Genomic DNA, 17,169 nt, shown 5'->3' with positions numbered 1-17,169 from the left:
GGCGTTCGAAGCGGTTCGGCTCCAGCGTGATTCACTCGAGGTTCGGCGAAGGGACCGGCCCGACGACACGGTCGCGTGTCGCCGAGCCCCAGGTCCCGGGCCGCTGCGGACGTCGCGCGCGAAGCGAGGCGAGTACGGTGAGAAGCAACGCCACGCGGCCACCGCGGCGATGCCGGGCGACGTGATACGACGCTGGTCACCCGCGCTCAGCATGGTTGCGGCATTACCATGAGGGGTGCTGCGGCTTCCGCCGTGCCCGGCGGAGGTTGTGGGGGCCGAAACATTTGACACACCGACCAGAGGACTGACGAGACCCGTGCCTGCGCTGACACTGACGAGGTTGCTACGGATTGGTGAGGGTCGCACCGTCAAGCGGCTCGCTCATCTCGCCGACGAGGTCCTCGCGCTCGACGCGGAGCACGAGCAGCTCACCGACGCCGAGCTGCGCGCGAAGACCGACGAATTCAAGCAGCGCTACGCCGACGGCGAGAGCCTCGACGACCTGCTGCTCGAGGCGTTCGCGGTGGCGAGGGAAGCGTCCTGGCGGGTGCTCAACCAGAAGCACTACAAGGTCCAGGTGATGGGCGGCGCCGCGCTGCACCTCGGCAACATCGCCGAGATGAAGACCGGTGAGGGCAAGACCCTGACCTGTGTGCTCCCCGCGTACCTGAACGCGCTGTCCGGCGAGGGCGTGCACGTCGTCACGGTCAACGACTACCTGGCCAAGCGCGACGCGGAGTGGATGGGCCGCGTGCACCGCTTCCTCGGTCTCGAGGTCGGCGTCATCCTCGGCGGCATGAGCCCGGCCCAGCGCCGCGGCGCCTACAACGCCGACATCACCTACGGCACCAACAACGAGTTCGGCTTCGACTACCTGCGCGACAACATGACGCACTCGCTGGACGATCTGGTCCAGCGCGGGCACAACTTCGCCGTGGTCGACGAGGTCGACTCCATCCTCATCGACGAGGCCCGCACGCCGCTGATCATCTCGGGTCCGGCCGACGCGTCCTCGAAGTGGTACGCCGAGTTCGCGCGCATCGCGCCGCTGCTGAAGAAGGACCTGCACTACGAGGTCGACATCAAGAAGCGCACCATCGGCGTGCACGAGGCGGGCGTGGAGTTCGTCGAGGACCAGCTCGGCATCGACAACCTGTACGAGGCCGCCAACTCGCCGCTGGTCAGCTACCTGAACAACGCGGTCAAGGCCAAGGAGCTCTACCAGCGCGACAAGGATTACATCGTCCGCGACGGCGAGGTCATCATCGTCGACGAGTTCACCGGACGCATCCTGGTCGGCCGCCGCTACAACGAGGGCATGCACCAGGCGATCGAGGCCAAGGAAGGCGTCGAGATCCAGCCGGAGAACCAGACGCTGGCCACCATCACGCTGCAGAACTACTTCCGGCTCTACGACAAGCTCTCCGGCATGACCGGTACCGCCGAGACCGAGGCGGCCGAGCTGCACCAGATCTACGGCCTCGGCGTCGTCCCGATTCCGACGAACCGGCCGATGGTGCGCGCCGATCAGTCGGACCTGATCTACAAGACCGAAGAGTCCAAGTTCGCCGCCGTGGTCGACGACGTCACCGAGCGGCACGAGAAGGGCCAGCCGGTGCTGATCGGCACCACCAGCGTCGAGCGCTCGGAGTACCTGTCCAAGCAGTTCACCAGGCGCGGCATTCCGCACAACGTGCTGAACGCGAAGTTCCACGAGAAGGAAGCCGAGATCATCGCCGAGGCCGGTCGGCCGGGCGCGGTCACCGTCGCCACCAACATGGCCGGCCGCGGTACCGACATCGTGCTCGGTGGTAACCCGGACATCATCGCCGACATCCTGCTGCGCAAGCAGGGCCTCGACCCGGTCGAGACGCAGGAGGAGTACGAGGCCGCCTGGCATCCGACCCTCGAGCAGGTCAAGCAGCAGACCGAGGAGGACGCCGAGGCGGTCCGCGAGGCCGGCGGTCTGTACGTGCTCGGCACCGAGCGCCACGAGTCCCGGCGTATCGACAACCAGCTGCGCGGTCGCTCCGGCCGTCAGGGCGATCCCGGCGAGTCCCGCTTCTACCTGTCGCTGGGCGACGAGCTGATGCGGCGCTTCAACGGCGCGGCGCTCGAGGCGATCATGACCCGGCTCAACCTGCCCGACGACGTGCCGATCGAGGCGAAGATGGTCTCCAAGGCCATCAAGAGCGCGCAGACCCAGGTCGAGCAGCAGAACTTCGAGATCCGCAAGAACGTCCTCAAGTACGACGAGGTGATGAACCAGCAGCGCACCGTCATCTACGGCGAGCGCAACCGGATCCTGCGCGGTGAGGACATGGAGGGCCAGGTCCAGAACATGATCACCGACGTGATCACCGCGTACGTCGACGGCGCCACCGCCGAGGGCTACGTCGAGGACTGGGATCTGGACAAGCTGTGGACCGCGCTGAAGACCCTCTACCCGGTCGGCGTGGACTACAAGGAGCTGACCGGTGAGACCGGCATCGGCGAGGCGGGCGACCTGACCCGCGAGGAGCTGCTCGACGCTCTGCTCGACGACGCGCACGACGCCTACGAGAAGCGCGAGCAGGAGATCGACGGCTTGGCCGGCGAGGGTTCGATGCGCAATCTCGAACGGCAGGTGCTGCTTTCGGTGCTGGACCGCAAGTGGCGCGAGCACCTCTACGAGATGGACTACCTCAAGGAGGGCATCGGCCTGCGCGCCATGGCGCAGCGGGATCCGCTCGTCGAGTACCAGCGCGAGGGCTTCGACATGTTCGCCGCGATGCTCGATGGCCTGAAGGAGGAGTCGGTCGGCTTCCTGTTCAACCTCCAGGTCGAGGTGCAGCAGCCGCAGCCCGCTGGCGTCGCCGTCGACCCGGGCCTGCGTTCCCCGGTCGGCGCCATGTCCGGCGCTCCGGCCCCGCTGCCCACCGAGCAGGCCGCCCCCGCCGCCAACGGCGCCCCGGCCGCCTTGCGCGCCAAGGGCATCGACGAGCGCAGCACCCGCGGCTTCAGCTACTCGGGCCCCGGCGAGCGTGGCGGCGCCGAAGTGCACAGCGACGCCGAGGAGTACGGCTCCGAGTCCGGCGCCCACGCCACCCGGCGGGAACGTCGTGAAGCGGCGCGCGCCGAGAGCAAGGGCAAGCGCGGGCCGAAGACGCGTCGTCGGCACTGAGTGAACCGAACATCGAAGGCGCCCAGGGTTTCCCTGGGCGCCTTCGCCGTTTCGGGGTTACTCGAGGGCGACGCGGGCACAGCAGGAGAGGGCCGAGTCGTGGACTTCGATGGCGGTGGGGTGGTGCCTTTCGGGATTCTCGAGGCCAGGCCCTTCGCCACTGTTAGCCGAGGGGTCGCGATGAGGGTGTGCTGGTCGAAGCCGCGAGCGAGGTGACTCCTGCGGCCAGGAGGGGAAGGACTGTCAGTGCGGTACTTCAACACCACGGGTCCCTGCAATCCGCAATGGCATTACATGCTTCCCGCCGCCGAGCGGCTGACCGATGCTCGTCGGTATATCAGCCGCGGGCAGTACTTCGCCGTGCATGCGCCCCGGCAGTCGGGGAAGACGACCAGTCTGGCGGCATTGGCGCGGGAGTTGACCGATGAGGGGGAGTACCTGGCGCTGCACTTCTCCGCCGAGTACGCCGAACCTGTCGGTGACGACTACGGCCACGCCGAACTGCTGCTGCTCGACGTGATCAGCAAGACCGCCTCCGCGCGGGGTTTCGCTGCCGAGTTGTTGCCTCCGGACCCGTGGCCGGAAGCGGAGCCGGGCTATCGCCTCGATGCGGCGCTGACCGCGTGGGTCGCTCGCTGTCCTCGGCCGCTGGTTCTGTTCCTGGATGAGATCGATGCTGTCCGGGGCGAGAGCCTGCGCAGCCTGTTGCGGCAGCTGCGGGGCGGCTACACCACCCACAGGAATGGCTTCGTGCACGCGGTCGTGCTGTGCGGGCTGCGCGACGTAAGGGACTACAAGGCGGCCTCGGGTGGTGATCCCTCGCGACTGGGATCGGCAAGCCCTTTCAACATCAAGGTCGAGTCGATGCGCATCGGCGACTTCGCTCATGCCGAGGTGGCCGCGTTGTACGCCCAGCACACTGAAGAGACGGGGCAGGTGTTCACCGCCCGTGCGGTAGACCTCGCCTACTACTACACGCAAGGTCAGCCCTGGCTCGTCAACGCCCTTGCGGCCGAAGTGATCGACAAAATGCGAGTGCGCACCGAGATCACCGACGACCACATCGACGAGGCCAAGGAACGATTGATCGTCGCGCGTGCAACCCACCTCGACTCGCTAGTCTCGAAGCTGGGTGAGGACCGAGTACGCGTTGTCATCGAACCGCTCATCGCGGGCACGCTGCTGGAAGCGGATCTGACCTTCAACGACGCCATCTCCTACGTCCGGGATCTCGGCCTCATCGCGGAGGACCGGCCAGTCCGCGTCGCCAACCCGATCTACAAAGAAGTCATCCTCCGGGTCCTGGGATCAGCGATCGAGAACAACGTTCTCCTGGAACCGAGCAGCTTCCGGCTCCCGGACGGCCGCCTCGACTTCCCCCGTCTGCTCACCGAGTTCGCCGCGTTCTGGAAGCTGAACGGCGAAGTCCTCGCCGCCCAGCAGGGCTACCACGAGGCGGCCGCGCAACTGGTGCTGATAGCGTTTCTGCACCGGATCGTCAACGGTGGCGGCTACATCGACCGCGAATACGGCGTCGGTCGCGGTCGCATCGATCTGCTTCTCCGCCAGCCGTATACGGATGCCGATGACCGCCGGGCATGGCAGCTCGAAGCCATGGAGTTGAAGGTGTGGCGGGACAGGGAACCCGACCCGCTCACCACCGGCCTCGCCCAACTCGACGGCTACCTGGACCGTTTCGTCCTCTCGACCGGAGTCCTGGTCATCTTCGACCGCCGCCCTCGAGCCGAGCCGATCGATCAGCGCACGGTCTTCTCCGAAGCGACCACCCCCGCCGGTCGAACGGTCACGGTCCTGCGGGCCTGATCTTCGAGCCGGAGGCGCCCAGCGATTTCCCTGGGCGCCTTCGCCGTTTCGGCGCTATTTGAGGGCGACGCGGGCGCCGCCGGAGAAGACCGAGTCGTGGAATTCGATGGCGGTGGGGGTGGTGCCCTTCGGGACGTCGAAGGCGAGGACGACGGAAATCCTGTTGCCGGGGTTGATTTCGGTGACCAGGTTCTTGTTGAGGTTCACTTCGGCGGCGGTGTCGTTGCTGTAGAGGCGGCCTTGGGCGTCGACGAGTTTCTGGTTGTCGCCGAAGTAGGTCTGCGGTTGATCGCCGGTGTTGCTGACGTCGACGTACACCAGGATGAATTCGCCCTGGGCGTCCTTCTTCAGGAATTGGTTGTCGCCGACGGAGGCGACCGGCGCATCGACGCGGGTGACGACGAAACCGAATTTGCCGTCGCGGACCTCGGAACCCGCGGGGGAGACGGAGGTCCGTTTCTCCGTGCTATCGGCGACTTCGTCGGCCGCACTGCTCCACAGCGCGACGCATCCGCCGAACAGCAGCACCACGAACGCGAAGAACCCGCCGAGCACCCACGGCCACACCGCACGCTTCTTCTGCGGCGGCGGCGAGTAATGCGGATTCGGGCCGGGCCACGGCTGTTGGGGTATCTGTGGATTGGTCATGCCGGTATTCCTTTCTCGACTGCGGGGAGCGCGGTGCTGGAGCTGCCGCACGCGACAGCACGGAAATGCGCGGCGGTTCGATGGCGTGCCGTCGGAAGCGACGGTTCGCGCCGGGCGGCTCGAGGTTTAGCCGAAGCCCCCCGGTGGAAGTCTGGACGTTAGCGGAAAGCGCTGGACCGAGGGCATTTTCGGACAGCTGTTAGGGGCCCGTTCGGTGCCTGTCCTGATCATGGTCTGGACACGCCGTCGGCGGCAGGCGCCGTTTCGGTGACAGCTCGGGAAACCGGGTGGCTGCCAGGGAATTGCTCGAGTGCGCTCAGTTCCGAACGGTCCGGTTCACGGGAGGTAGCCGATCGGAGGAGTACCGTCCGGACTATGGATCGCGATGCTGTTCGCGCATGGGTAACGGCCTACGAACGGGCTTGGCGCACACCGGGCACCGACGCGCTCGCCGAACTGTTCGCCGACGACGCCGTATACGTGATATCCCCGTGGGCGGCCCCGATCGTCGGGCAAGCCGCACTCGCCGAGTTCTGGGAAGCGGGCCGGGACGGACCCGACGAGCCGTTCACCATGACCGCCGACCCCGTCGCGGTGGAAGGCGACACCGCAGTGGTCCGGGTCGAGGTCGAATACGAGCGCGACGACCCCGCCCGCTGGCGCGACCTGTGGGTCGTCCGCTTCGACGATTCCGGCCGCTGCATCCACTTCGAGGAGTGGCCGTTCGCGCCGGGTCAACCCGACGGTCACTGAACACATCCACGCCGACGAGCGGGGCGGTTCAGAGCCGAACGACTACCGCGGTCGTTCCGGCAGGCCCGCGATTCACGCGCTGTACTGGAGTATCTCGCCGGCCAGGGCGGCGGCGGTGTCGTGCGCCTGCGGCAGGCGATCGGCCCAGGTGTCGGCGGCGTCGCCCAGGTAGACGGCGCGGGCGTGGGCGAGTGCGGGGCGGAGTTCGCCGGGGAGGCGGTCGATGGCCCAGCTCGCGGCCTCGGATTTGGCGCGAATCTCGCCGGTTTCCAACGTCATCCAGACGCGGGCCAGGCGGAGCAGGACGTTGCGGGTGTCGCTGTCGAGTTCGGTGAGCAGGTCGGGGATGCCGTCGAGCAACGCGCCGCGCAGATGCTCCGCCGGGACTGGGTCAAGGAGTTCGGCCGGTGGCGGCCCGAGCAACGGGGAGTCGGCCTGAAGGGTCATCGTGATCAAGACGGCGAGGTCGGCGTCCGGCGCGGCGACGGGCAGCGCGCCCCGCACGTAGTCGTCGCGCAACCATTCGCCGTACTGGAAATCGAGGGTCGGCGGATACTGCCACGGCCGGACGTCGGTCTGCGCGACAGTGCTGAGTTCGACGGGCCGCGGCGCACCGGATACGCGCGGATCCCCCGAAACGGCAAGCAATCCATCGACCAACGCGCGCCGCTGTTCGGTCTCCAGATGACCATCGGTGACCACCAGAACGTCGATATCGCTGTGCGGACGCAACCCGCCCAGCGCGGCTGAACCGTGGCGGTAGGCACCGAGCAACTGGGGCCCGAGCGCGGCGCGGAGCAGATCGGCGACGGCGGCTTCCTGAGTCACCCGCTCCACTGTAGTTCTGAACGCGGCGATACCGCTCTGCTCATGACTATTCGTAGATGTCGCGGCGGTGTCCGGCGGTGACAACGAGGATGATCAATTTGCCGTCGTCCACCTCGTAGACCAGCCGATAGTTGCCGACGCGAAGTCGAAAGCCGGGCCGACCGGTCAGGGCTTTGACGTCTACTCCGTCGCGTCGGTAGGGATCGTCGCCAAGCAATGTGAGCGCGACCAAAAGCCGTATGCCGTCGTGCTGCGGAATCGTCCGGAGCGCACGACGCGCGGCCGTACACCCGAACGTGTACGCGATGGTGTGGTCGCGCCGCTACCAGGACTCGTTCGAGTTCAATGCGACGAGCAACCGGCGAATGGCCGCGACGCGGCGCTCCTTGTCCGGCAGCGTGTCCAGCGCGCATTCGGGGTCGGCGGGTGGTCCGAGATGGGTGCACCCGCGCGGGCAGTCCTCGATCGCTTCGGCCAAGTCGCTGAAGGCCAGGATGACGTCGTCCGGTGTGATGTGCGCGAGGCCGAAGGAACGCACGCCCGGGGTGTCGATCACCCAGCCGCCGCCGGGCAGCGACAGCGCGATGGACTGGGTGGAGGTGTGCTTGCCCTTGCCCACGCCGGAGACCTCGCCGACCGCCCGATAGGCGTCCGGCACAAGGCGATTCACCAGGGTGGATTTGCCGACGCCGGAGTGGCCGATGAACGCGGTGAGGTGGTCGGTCAGCAGGTCGAGGGTCGGCTCGAGCGGATCGTCGATGCCGCCGTAGATGATGGTGAGATCGAGATCGTCGAAGGCCGAGGCGAATTCGGAGTCGGCGGCCAGATCGTGCTTGGTCAGGCACAGCACCGGTTGCAGCCCACCGACATACGCGGCGACCATGCACCGCTCGACGAAACCGGTGCGCGGCGGCGGGTCGGCCAGCGCCACCACGATGAACAACTTCTCGGCGTTGCCGACCACGATCCGCTCGAAGGGGTCGGTGTCGTCGGCGGTGCGGCGCAACACTGTTCGGCGATCGCCGACGCGCACGATGCGGGCCAGGGTGTCGGGCTTGCCGGACAGATCGCCGACGACGTCCACCTGGTCGCCGACCACGATCGGTGTGCGGCCCAGTTCCCGGGCCCGCATCGCCACGATCCGCCGTTCGGGGTCGCCGCCGAGCACGCAACCCCAGCGGCCGCGGTCGACGGAGACCACCATCGCGGACTCCGCGTCGTTGTGCTGCGGACGAGTCTTAGTGCGCGGGCGCGAACTTCGGCCCGGACGAACCCGCACATCGGATTCGTCGTAGCCCGCGGCGGAGCGACGTGGCCGGCTCAGTGTGCGGCTCCGTCGTTCAGCATGTGCTCCCACAGGGACACGAAGTTCGGCAGTGTCTTGGCGGTGGTGCCGATGTCCTCGATCTCCACGCCGGGCACCCGCAGGCCGAGGATCGCGCCCGCGGTGGCCATCCGGTGGTCGGCATAGGAGTGCCAGGACCCGCCGTGCAGCGGTGCGGGCACGATCTCCAGCCCGTCCTCGGTCTCGGTGACCTTTCCGCCGAGGCGGTTGATCTCGGTGGACAGCGCGGCGAGCCGGTCGGTCTCGTGCCCGCGCAGATGCGCGATGCCGCGCAGCCGGGACGGGGAATCGGCCAGCGCGGCCAGCGCGGCGACGGTCGGCGTCAGCTCGCCGACATCGTGCAGGTCGATGTCGATACCCGCTAGTCGTTCCGGTCCGCGCACGGTGAGCACGCCGTCGAACACGCGCGCCTCCGCGCCCATGCGCACCAGGATCTCCCGGATGACGTCGCCGGGCTGGGTGGTCAGGCGCGGCCAGTGCGGGATCTTCACCTCACCGCCGGTGACCGCGGCGGCGGCCAGGAACGGCGTGGCGTTGGACAGGTCCGGCTCGACGTCCCAGTCGACGGCGCGGATCGGACCGGGCTCGACGACCCAGGTCTGCGCCTTGCGGCTGTCCTCGGGCGCCTGCACGCGAACGTCGGCGCGGCGCAGCATCTCCACGGTCATCTCGATGTGCGGCATGGACGGCAGTGCCTTGCCGTCGTGGTGCACGGTCAGTCCCTCGTCGAAGCGCGCGGCCGAGAGCAGCAGCCCGGAGACGAACTGCGAGGATCCGGAGGCATCGATGGTGACGGGGCCGCCGCGCAGCGCGCCCTTGCCGTGCACGGTGAACGGCAGCGCGTCGCCGTCGATGTCGGCGCCGAGCCCGCGCAGCGCCTCCAGGATGGTGCGCAGCGGACGCACCCGGGCCTGCGCGTCGCCGTCGAAGGCCACGTCGCCGGTCGCCAGCGCCGCCACCGGCGGCAGGAATCGCATCACGGTCCCCGCCAGACCGCAGTCGACCGTGCCGCCGCCGAGCTTCGCGGGGGTGACGCGCAGCGTGTCGGCGTCACCGGAGATGCTCGCGCCGAGCGCACGCAGGGCCGCGATCATCAGATCGGTGTCGCGGCTGCGCAGCGCCCCCGTGATCGTGGACGGCCCGTCGGCGAGAGCGGCCAGGATCAGGGCACGATTGGTGATCGATTTGGATCCGGGCAGGGTGACGGTCGCGTGTACCGGGACATCGACGTGGGGCGCTGGCCAGAAAGTCACCAGTCCATCTTGGCCCATCGGGTCCTCGGACACACCGGCGGTCGCGAACTGCGGCCGAATTGGGTCGTACGGAGCCCGGCCCGCGTGGTACGCGCGAACCCGCCGGGATCGCGCGTACCGAGCGCTTCCTACTTGTGCCGCCCGTGCAGGAACGGAACCAGCTTGCGCAGCAGCTTCATCGTGGAATCGGTGCGGGTGTAGCTGAGCAGCGCCATGCCGGGAACCGTGAAGCGCTGCACCGCGATCGAATGCGGCCGCACGAACTCGCGCAGACCCGGCTCGCCGTGGATGCGGCCGATACCGGAGTCGCCGACACCGCCGAACGGCAGTCCGGGGATGGCGGCGAAGGCGAGCACCGAGTTCACCGACGTCGCGCCGACACGCAACCGCCGCGCGATGTCCAGGCCGTTCTTCTTCGAGTACACCGCGGAGGACAGGCCGTACTTGGACTTGTTGGCCAGTTCGACGGCTTCGTCTACGCCGTCGACGGTGCGAATGGTGACGGTCGGCCCGAAGGTCTCCTCGGCCACCGCCTCCGAGTCCTCGTCCACGTCGACCAGCACGACCGGCTCGATGAACGGACCCTTGATCGACTCGGGCCCGCCGAGCACCGCGGTGCCGCCCTTCTTCAGCGCGTCCTCGATGTGCCTGCGCACGATGTCGATCTGGCTCGGCATGGTCATCGGGCCGTAGGCGGCCTTGTCGTCGGAGCCCGGTTTGATGTCGGACAGGATCCGCTTGACCTCGGCGACGAACTCCTCGCGCACCGAACGGTCGACGTACACCCGCTCCACACCCGCGCAGGTCTGGCCGCTGTTCGCGGTGGCGCCCCAGGCCACCGCGTCGGCCGCGGCCTTGACGTCGGCGTCGCCCGCCACGATCACCGCGTCCTTGCCGCCGCACTCCAGCAGGACCGGGGTGAGGTTCTCGGCGGCCGCGGCCATGATGCGCTTGCCGGTGGCGGTGGAGCCGGTGAAGGCGATCTTGTCGACGTCGGACTTCACCAGCGCCGCGCCGGTGGCGCCGTAGCCGTTGATGGTCTCGAAGACGCCCTCGGGTAGTTCGGGGTTGGCCTTCTTGAACGCGTCGGCCAGGAAATTGCCGATGCCCGTGGAGAATTCACTCGGCTTGAACACCACGGTGTTGCCCGCGGCGAGGGCGTAGGCGATGGAGCCGTTCGGGGTGTAGACGGGGTAGTTCCACGGTCCGATGACGCCGATGACGCCCAGCGGACGCTGTTCCAGGCGCGCGCCGAAGTTCGACATCAGCACGCCGGGCGACACCTTCTTCGGCGAGAGCAGCTTCTTGGCGTTCTTGGCCGCCCACGCGATGTGCTCGAGCGCGAGCATCAGCTCCAGGAACGCGTCGTCGAGCGGCTTGCCGTTCTCCTTGTGGATGAGCTGGGTGAACTCCTCGGAGTCGGCGACCAGGCGGCTGGACCAGCGCAGCAGATGCTTGCGGCGCTCGTCGAAGCTCAGCGCGGCCCAGGTGACGGCGGCGGTGCGGGCCTTGGCGACGGCCGCGCGCACCGCGTCCTCGTCGGCGATGGGGTAGGTGGCGATGACCTCGCCCGTGGCCGGATCGACAGACTTCAGCAGCGTGTCGGGCGCGGTGGGGGTGGTCTCGGTGGTTGTCACGTGGTGCTCTCCTCTTGCCTCTACGGTGGCCGGTCGGTGCGCGTGCCGGAGCGGATGGGTGTGATAACCGTCCCATCCGTTGAGAGAATGCTAGGTCAAAACTCTCACCAGGTCACCACTCTGTCTCGATTGTCCCCGAGCTTGTCGGTGTGGGGTGGGAGTATCGGAGATATGTGCGGACGATACGCGACGACGACGAACCCCGGCAGGCTCGCGGTCGAGCTCGACGCCATCGACGAGACCGGCAGCGAAAACGATTCGCGCGCTGGTGGTTTCGAGAATTATAACGTGGCGCCGACGAACCGGGTGCTGACCGTGGTCGAGCGGCACGACCACGACCATCCCGACGACGATCCGAAGCTGCGCATCCGGCGGATGCGCTGGGGATTGATCCCGGTCTGGACGAAGGCGGCCGAGCCGGGCGTCCCGGCCAAGGGCAAACCGCTGTTCAACGCGCGCGCGGACAAGGCGACGACCACTCCCTCGTTCCGCGACGCGGTGAAATCCCGGCGCTGCGTGGTGCCGATGGACGGCTGGTACGAGTGGCTGACCGAACCCGATCCGGTCGGCGGCGGGAAGGGCAAAGCCGTCAAGCACCCGTACTTCATGGCCAACGCCGACGGCTCCCTGCTGTACATGGCGGGCCTGTGGTCGGTGTGGCGGGATCGTTCGGTGCGCGACAGCGAGCCGCTGCTGTCCTGCACCATCCTGACCACCGACGCGGTCGGCGACCTGACCCGCATCCACGACCGGATGCCGCTGCCGATGCCGCGCGAGCACTGGGACGCTTGGCTCGATCCGGATCACCCCGCCCCCGCGGAGCTGCTGGCGACCCCGAGCGAGGACACGGTGGCGGGCATCGTCGCGCGGCCGGTGTCGCCGCTGGTGAACAGCGTGAAGAACAACGGGCCGGAACTGCTCGCCGAGGTGTCCGGCGGAGGCACGGAAAAGGCCGGGCAGATCAGCCTGTTGTGATCGCCCGGCCGCCGAATCCGTCGATCACATCTTGCACTTCACCGAGTCGGTGAAGACGTTGAGCGTGCACTTGAGGATGCCGCTGAGCAGGTCGGCGGCCTCGGTGGCGTTCCCCTTCAGCAAGTCGATGACCTTGGTCGTGACGCCGCCTCCGTTCTTCTCGGCCTTCTCCGCCGTTTCGTCCTTCTTCTCCTTGTCGGGGTCGTCCTGCTGCTCTTCGCCGCCGAAGTCGAACGGGTGGTCCACCTGGGTCGCGGCCGGTCCGCCCGGAACGGCGGTCGCCTCGGGCGCTTGGAGCGCGGCGGAGCCGAATGTCAGCGAAGCGGCTCCGGCGAGGGCGACGATCGCGGTGCGCAGACGGTAGTGCTGGGACATTTCGCATCACATCCTCGGGTCGGACGAATCGGACCTTGTTCGGGTAACGCAGAAAATCAGCAACGCGCGAAGCGGGTCGCGCAGAGACCAGTAACGCACAGATCGGCCGCGAGACCGGCGTTTTCGCGGCGGTGTCGCCCGCAGGTCCGCTCATGTATCTCCGCATTCGCTCGGGTGATGCGCAGGCTCAGGACGGACTCCGTCGGACAGCGTCGATCTCCGCATTCGCTCCGGCCATGCGCGGGCTGAGGACGGAACTTCGCCAGACAGCGCCCTTACGCGGTGATCGGCGCGGTCACCGCCCCGGCGGCCCGGACCAGGTCGGCGGGGGCCAGCTCGATCTCCAGCCCGCGCTTGCCCGCGCTGCACAGCATCCGATCCCAACCGAGCGCCGAGTCGTCGATCACGGTCGGCAACCGCTTGCGCTGCCCGAGCGGGGAGATGCCGCCGAGCACGTAGCCGGTGGTGCGTTCGGCCTTGGTCTTGTCGGCCATGGTCGCCTTCGGCGCGCCCAGCGCCGCGGCGGCGGCTTTGAGCGAGAGGGTGTTCGGCACCGGAAGCACCGCGACCGCGAGCGCGCCCGTCGAGAGTTCGACGACCAGCGTCTTGAAGATCTGCGCCGCGACCACCCCGAGTTCGGCGGCCAGTGCGTCGACGGCCTCGGCGCCGTAGGAGTCGGCGCGCGGATCGTGGGCGTAGGAGTGCACGCGGTGCGCGATACCGGCCTTGGCCAGGGTGCGGATCGCGGGAGTCGAGGCGCCTGCCATGGGCGACACCTTAATTGCGGGCCCTATCCGGGCCGCAACCTGATTTCCGACCGTGCGAAACCAGACACGGACCGCGTGGGAACACAGCGTGCGGCGGGCATGTTGCATGCGATACAGGCGCCGCGGCGCCGAGCGAACAGCTCGATGGACGACGTGAAGGAGATGTCGGTGTCCGTACTGCTCGACGAACGTCCGGTGTGGACCGTCGCGTCGCCGACGGAAGCCGGTTTCCCCTCGACGCTGGACTTGCCGGTAGATTTGGCAGGTACAGCTATCGAAGGGACAGGTGTGACGAGCGACGAAGGCGTGGTGCGCGACGACGGCGAGGTCGGCACCACGGTCGATGAAGCCGAGCTGGCGCGGCGATTCGAGCGGGACGCGCTCCCGCTGCTCGACCAGCTCTACGGCGCGGCGCTGCGTATGACCAGGAACCCGGCCGATGCCGAGGACCTCGTGCAGGAGACCTACGTCAAGGCGTTCCAGGGGTTCAAGTCCTTCAAGGAGGGCACCAACCTGCGGGCCTGGCTGTACCGGATCCTGACGAACACCTACATCAACTCCTACCGCAAGAAGCAGCGCCAGCCCGCGCAGTACCCGACCGACGAGATCACCGACTGGCAGCTGGCCGCGACGGCTGAGCACACCTCCACCGGTCTGCGCTCGGCCGAGGTCGAGGCGCTCGACGCCTTGCCGGACGACGACATCAAGGCCGCGCTGCAGGAACTGCCCGAGGAGTTCCGCATGGCCGTGTACTACGCGGACGTCGAAGGTTTCCCGTACAAGGAGATCGCCGACATCATGGGCACTCCCATCGGTACGGTGATGTCCCGGCTGCACCGCGGCCGCAAGCAACTGAAGGGTTTGCTCGCCGACGTGGCGCGCGAACGGGGGTTCAACCGCAGCGAGCGCCAGGAGGTCAAGCAGTGAGTGTGGAGCGGGACCCCGACATGGAGCTCGACTGCACGGCGGTACTAGCCGACGTCTGGCTCATGCTGGACGGCGAATGCGACGACGCGACCCGCGCTCGTCTGCAGCATCACATGGATCACTGCTCGCCGTGCATCGAGGCGTACGGCATCGAGGAGAAGATCAAGAGCCTGCTCAGCCGCAAGTGCGGTGGCGACAAGGCGCCGGACTCGTTGCGCGACCGGCTCACCCTGGAGATTCACCAGCGGTTCACGGTGCTCGAGTCCGAGAGCGAATAGTTGGCGCCGGGCGGCGTTCTCACCGATCGCTGCCCGGAAACGACTGAGCGGCACGCTCTTCCGTTCGGAGGAGCGTGCCGCTCAGTCGTTTGTCAGCGAATCGGCTCAGGCGTTGGGACGCTTGCCGTGGTTCGCGGCGTTGCCCTTGCGGCTGCGCTTCTTACGTCCACGCTTACCCATCGGTAGTCTCCTGGATCACCCCCGCCATCGCGGGGAACACATTTGGTTGAACACATCTGATTGAAGGCCATTGTTTCATATGTGGTTGGCTGTACCTTCAGCGGATACAGGCGCGGTGCGGTGTCGCCGCCGGACCACCGGCGGAGCCGTCCGAACAACCGAGTGAATGGGGTGTCATGGCTGAGGAAGTGCGCGCGGAGATGGTGTCCACGGTGCTGACCGTGGAGGTGGCGGTCGGCGATCATGTCGATATCGATCAGACGCTGATCCTGCTGGAGTCCATGAAGATGGAGATCCCGGTCATCACCGAGACCGGCGGCGAGGTCACCTCGATCGCGGTGGCGCCCGGCCAAGTGCTACAGCAGGGCGATCTCATCGCCGTCATCTCCTAGGGCGGAGCGGTAGACCGAACGTGGCGACACTGAGCGAGCTTCTTGCCGAACACACCGACCTGCCCGGCGTCGCCGTCGACCACCTGCAACGGGTGGTCGGAGATTGGCAGTTGCTCGCCGATCTGTCCTTCGCCGACCTGCTGCTGTGGGTCGGAGCGGGACCGATCGTCGAAGGCGCGGACATCGTGTGCGTCGCCCAGTGCCGCCCGACGACGGCCGCCACGGTGCACGTCGAGGATCTTGTCGGCACCACCGCTCTGCAGGCCGACCATCCCCAGGTCTTCGACGCGCTGATGACCGGCAAGATCGTGCGCGCCGACAGCGACGTCGAGGCCCAGGGCGTCTATCACCCGCACCCGGTGCACGCCATCCGGGAGGCCATCCCGGTGCGCTGCGGCGACGACGTGATCGCGGTGCTCTCTCGCGACACCGACATGCAGCGCTCCCGAGTTCGCAGCACCCTCGAGATCGCCTATGTGGCGTGCGCGGACGACCTGTGCCAGATGATCGCCGACGGCAGTTTCCCCACTCCCGAGGACCGAGCCGCCACGCACTCGAGCCCGCGCGCGGGCGACGGCTTCATCCGTCTCGACACCGACGGCATCGTGGTCTACGCCAGCCCGAACGCGCTCTCGGCCTATCACCGGATGGGCTTGCAGAGCGATCTGGCCGGACAGGATCTGGCCGTCACCACCCGCTCGCTGATCACCGACCCGTTCGACGCACAGGAGGTGGTCGGCGACATCCAGGCCGCGCTGGCCGGGCGCACCGGACGGCGCATGGAGGTCGAGGCGCGCGGCGCGACCGTGCTGCTGCGCACCCTCGTGCTGCGCCCGCACGGCGAACTCGCGGGCGCCGCGGTGCTGGTGCGCGACGTCACCGAGGTGAAGCGGCGCGACCGCGCGCTGCTGTCCAAGGACGCCACGATCCGCGAGATCCACCACCGGGTGAAGAACAACCTGCAGACCGTCGCCGCGCTGCTGCGCTTGCAGGCGCGGCGCACCGAGAACGAGGAGGCGCAGGTCGCGCTGACCGAGTCGGTGCGCAGGGTGACCTCGATCGCCTCGGTGCACGAGATGCTGTCGATGTCGGTGGACGAAGAGGTCGATCTGGACGAGGTCGTCGACCGGCTGCTGCCGATCATGGCCGACGTCGCGACCGTGCACACCACCAGGATCAAGGTGCGGCGCGCGGGCTCGCTCGGCGTCTTCTCCGCCGAACGCGCCACCCCGCTGGTCATGGTCCTGACCGAGCTGGTGCAGAACGCCATCGAGCACGCCTTCGACTCCGGCCAGACGGGTACCGTGACGATTCGCTCGGAACGTTCCGCGCGCTGGCTCGACGTGATCATCAGCGACGACGGCCGCGGCCTCCCGCCCGGCTTCAGCCTGGAAGCCTCCGACCGCCTCGGCCTCCAGATCGTCCGCACGCTGGTCACCGCCGAACTGGGCGGTTCCATCGGCCTGCATCCGGGCGCGGATGTGGGAACGGATGCGGTGCTCAGGGTGCCGCTGGGGCGTCGTTCGGGGCGCTGACGGCTCTCACCTGGGCCTACTACCGTCAGGGCATGGGTAGCCCCGATCGGCCGCTAGTCGCGCTGTGGCAGGCGGCCGCCGTCATGTGACGGTGCCGTGGCTGTCCGCTTGGTATGGGCTGCTCGAACAGGGCATGCACCATGTGCGAGAGCCGTTCGTCGCTGAAGCACCACGACAATCAGCCTGTCCAGCAACAGGTTTCGAGCGAAGCGAGACCTAGCATAAAAGTTCGCGGCCGTCTCGCGCCCGAGCGGTCGAAGCGCACGCGACGCAGTCGCAAGTCTCGACC

Annotated in this window: 16 protein-coding genes; 8 read left to right on the top strand and 8 right to left on the bottom strand. The window is 67.9% G+C overall.

What is annotated here, in order from left to right:
• The first annotated feature begins 316 nt into the window (after nt 1-316).
• Entirely contained in the window at nt 317-3,163 is a 2,847-nt protein-coding gene (secA, locus tag ABZV58_RS34085; protein WP_355004310.1) for a preprotein translocase subunit SecA, read from the top strand.
• A gap of 246 nt (nt 3,164-3,409) precedes the next feature.
• Nucleotides 3,410-4,987, top strand: coding sequence for an ATP-binding protein (locus tag ABZV58_RS34080; RefSeq protein ID WP_355004309.1), 1,578 nt, complete (start codon nt 3,410-3,412; stop codon nt 4,985-4,987).
• A 54-nt stretch (nt 4,988-5,041) separates the two neighbouring features.
• Here the strand turns inward: ABZV58_RS34080 and ABZV58_RS34075 are convergent, their stop codons facing one another.
• The gene (locus ABZV58_RS34075; protein ID WP_355004308.1) at nt 5,042-5,635 is read right to left on the bottom strand and encodes a DUF4352 domain-containing protein; all 594 of its coding nucleotides are present in this window, start codon (nt 5,633-5,635) and stop codon (nt 5,042-5,044) included.
• A 375-nt stretch (nt 5,636-6,010) separates the two neighbouring features.
• Between ABZV58_RS34075 and ABZV58_RS34070 the strand changes: the two genes are divergently transcribed.
• On the top strand, nt 6,011-6,388 hold the full coding sequence (locus ABZV58_RS34070; RefSeq protein ID WP_355004307.1) for a nuclear transport factor 2 family protein: 378 nt from the start codon (nt 6,011-6,013) through the stop codon (nt 6,386-6,388).
• Nucleotides 6,389-6,460: 72 nt separating this feature from the next.
• Here the strand turns inward: ABZV58_RS34070 and ABZV58_RS34065 are convergent, their stop codons facing one another.
• From ABZV58_RS34065 to ABZV58_RS34045, 5 genes are all read right to left on the bottom strand, one after another.
• Complete coding sequence (locus tag ABZV58_RS34065) at nt 6,461-7,216, bottom strand: aminoglycoside adenylyltransferase family protein (RefSeq protein ID WP_355004306.1); 756 nt, start codon at nt 7,214-7,216, stop codon at nt 6,461-6,463.
• A 46-nt stretch (nt 7,217-7,262) separates the two neighbouring features.
• A complete protein-coding gene (locus ABZV58_RS34060; RefSeq protein ID WP_355004305.1) occupies nt 7,263-7,448 on the bottom strand; it encodes a type II toxin-antitoxin system RelE/ParE family toxin in 186 nt (61 codons plus the stop codon).
• Nucleotides 7,449-7,538: 90 nt separating this feature from the next.
• Nucleotides 7,539-8,540: a ribosome small subunit-dependent GTPase A gene (gene rsgA / locus ABZV58_RS34055; RefSeq protein WP_355004326.1), complete on the bottom strand. Its 1,002-nt coding sequence runs from the start codon at nt 8,538-8,540 to the stop codon at nt 7,539-7,541.
• On the bottom strand, nt 8,537-9,832 hold the full coding sequence (aroA, locus tag ABZV58_RS34050) for a 3-phosphoshikimate 1-carboxyvinyltransferase (protein WP_355004304.1): 1,296 nt from the start codon (nt 9,830-9,832) through the stop codon (nt 8,537-8,539). Before aroA ends, rsgA begins: the two co-directional genes overlap by 4 nt.
• Before the next feature lie 110 nt (nt 9,833-9,942).
• The gene (locus ABZV58_RS34045) at nt 9,943-11,451 is read right to left on the bottom strand and encodes an aldehyde dehydrogenase family protein (protein ID WP_355004303.1); all 1,509 of its coding nucleotides are present in this window, start codon (nt 11,449-11,451) and stop codon (nt 9,943-9,945) included.
• Nucleotides 11,452-11,622: 171 nt separating this feature from the next.
• On the opposite strand from ABZV58_RS34045, the gene ABZV58_RS34040 reads away from it, so the two are divergent.
• Nucleotides 11,623-12,426, top strand: a complete 804-nt coding sequence (locus ABZV58_RS34040) for an SOS response-associated peptidase (RefSeq protein ID WP_355004302.1) — start codon at nt 11,623-11,625, stop codon at nt 12,424-12,426.
• A 24-nt stretch (nt 12,427-12,450) separates the two neighbouring features.
• Here the strand turns inward: ABZV58_RS34040 and ABZV58_RS34035 are convergent, their stop codons facing one another.
• Both ABZV58_RS34035 and ybaK read right to left on the bottom strand, forming a co-directional pair.
• Nucleotides 12,451-12,801 (bottom strand): hypothetical protein, encoded by a 351-nt coding sequence (locus ABZV58_RS34035; protein WP_355004301.1) that lies wholly within the window; start codon nt 12,799-12,801, stop codon nt 12,451-12,453.
• A 275-nt stretch (nt 12,802-13,076) separates the two neighbouring features.
• Nucleotides 13,077-13,568 carry a Cys-tRNA(Pro) deacylase gene (gene ybaK / locus ABZV58_RS34030; RefSeq protein ID WP_355004300.1) on the bottom strand — a complete coding sequence of 164 codons (492 nt, stop codon included), beginning with the start codon at nt 13,566-13,568 and terminating at the stop codon, nt 13,077-13,079.
• Between the two features lie 144 nt (nt 13,569-13,712).
• Here ybaK and ABZV58_RS34025 point away from each other — a divergent pair, with 144 nt between their 5' ends.
• From ABZV58_RS34025 to ABZV58_RS34010, 4 genes are all read left to right on the top strand, one after another.
• Nucleotides 13,713-14,495, top strand: a complete 783-nt coding sequence (locus ABZV58_RS34025) for a sigma-70 family RNA polymerase sigma factor (protein ID WP_355004299.1) — start codon at nt 13,713-13,715, stop codon at nt 14,493-14,495.
• Nucleotides 14,496-14,515: 20 nt separating this feature from the next.
• The gene (gene rsrA / locus ABZV58_RS34020; protein WP_355004325.1) at nt 14,516-14,773 is read left to right on the top strand and encodes a mycothiol system anti-sigma-R factor; all 258 of its coding nucleotides are present in this window, start codon (nt 14,516-14,518) and stop codon (nt 14,771-14,773) included.
• Nucleotides 14,774-15,129: 356 nt separating this feature from the next.
• Nucleotides 15,130-15,345 (top strand): biotin/lipoyl-binding carrier protein, encoded by a 216-nt coding sequence (locus tag ABZV58_RS34015; RefSeq protein ID WP_141809113.1) that lies wholly within the window; start codon nt 15,130-15,132, stop codon nt 15,343-15,345.
• 20 nt (nt 15,346-15,365) lie between these two features.
• Nucleotides 15,366-16,880 carry a histidine kinase N-terminal domain-containing protein gene (locus ABZV58_RS34010; protein ID WP_355004298.1) on the top strand — a complete coding sequence of 505 codons (1,515 nt, stop codon included), beginning with the start codon at nt 15,366-15,368 and terminating at the stop codon, nt 16,878-16,880.
• Nucleotides 16,881-17,169: the final 289 nt, after the last annotated feature.

Source organism: Nocardia sp. NPDC004654, assembly GCF_040609595.1.
Taxonomy (GTDB): domain Bacteria; phylum Actinomycetota; class Actinomycetes; order Mycobacteriales; family Mycobacteriaceae; genus Nocardia.
Note: the sequence above shows the minus strand (reverse complement) of the source record. Positions and strands in the feature narration are given on the sequence as shown.

What these genes read in the sequence shown, in the direction of transcription:
- ABZV58_RS34070 (WP_355004307.1), top strand. Translation starts at nt 6,011, where the DNA reads ATGGATCGCGATGCTGTTCGCGCATGGGTAACGGCCTACGAACGGGCT.
- ABZV58_RS34075 (WP_355004308.1), bottom strand. Translation starts at nt 5,635, where the DNA reads ATGACCAATCCACAGATACCCCAACAGCCGTGGCCCGGCCCGAATCCG.
- ABZV58_RS34015 (WP_141809113.1), top strand. Translation starts at nt 15,130, where the DNA reads ATGGCTGAGGAAGTGCGCGCGGAGATGGTGTCCACGGTGCTGACCGTG.
- ybaK (WP_355004300.1), bottom strand. Translation starts at nt 13,568, where the DNA reads ATGGCAGGCGCCTCGACTCCCGCGATCCGCACCCTGGCCAAGGCCGGT.
- ABZV58_RS34035 (WP_355004301.1), bottom strand. Translation starts at nt 12,801, where the DNA reads ATGTCCCAGCACTACCGTCTGCGCACCGCGATCGTCGCCCTCGCCGGA.
- rsrA (WP_355004325.1), top strand. Translation starts at nt 14,516, where the DNA reads ATGGAGCTCGACTGCACGGCGGTACTAGCCGACGTCTGGCTCATGCTG.
- aroA (WP_355004304.1), bottom strand. Translation starts at nt 9,832, where the DNA reads ATGGGCCAAGATGGACTGGTGACTTTCTGGCCAGCGCCCCACGTCGAT.
- ABZV58_RS34025 (WP_355004299.1), top strand. Translation starts at nt 13,713, where the DNA reads ATGGACGACGTGAAGGAGATGTCGGTGTCCGTACTGCTCGACGAACGT.
- ABZV58_RS34040 (WP_355004302.1), top strand. Translation starts at nt 11,623, where the DNA reads ATGTGCGGACGATACGCGACGACGACGAACCCCGGCAGGCTCGCGGTC.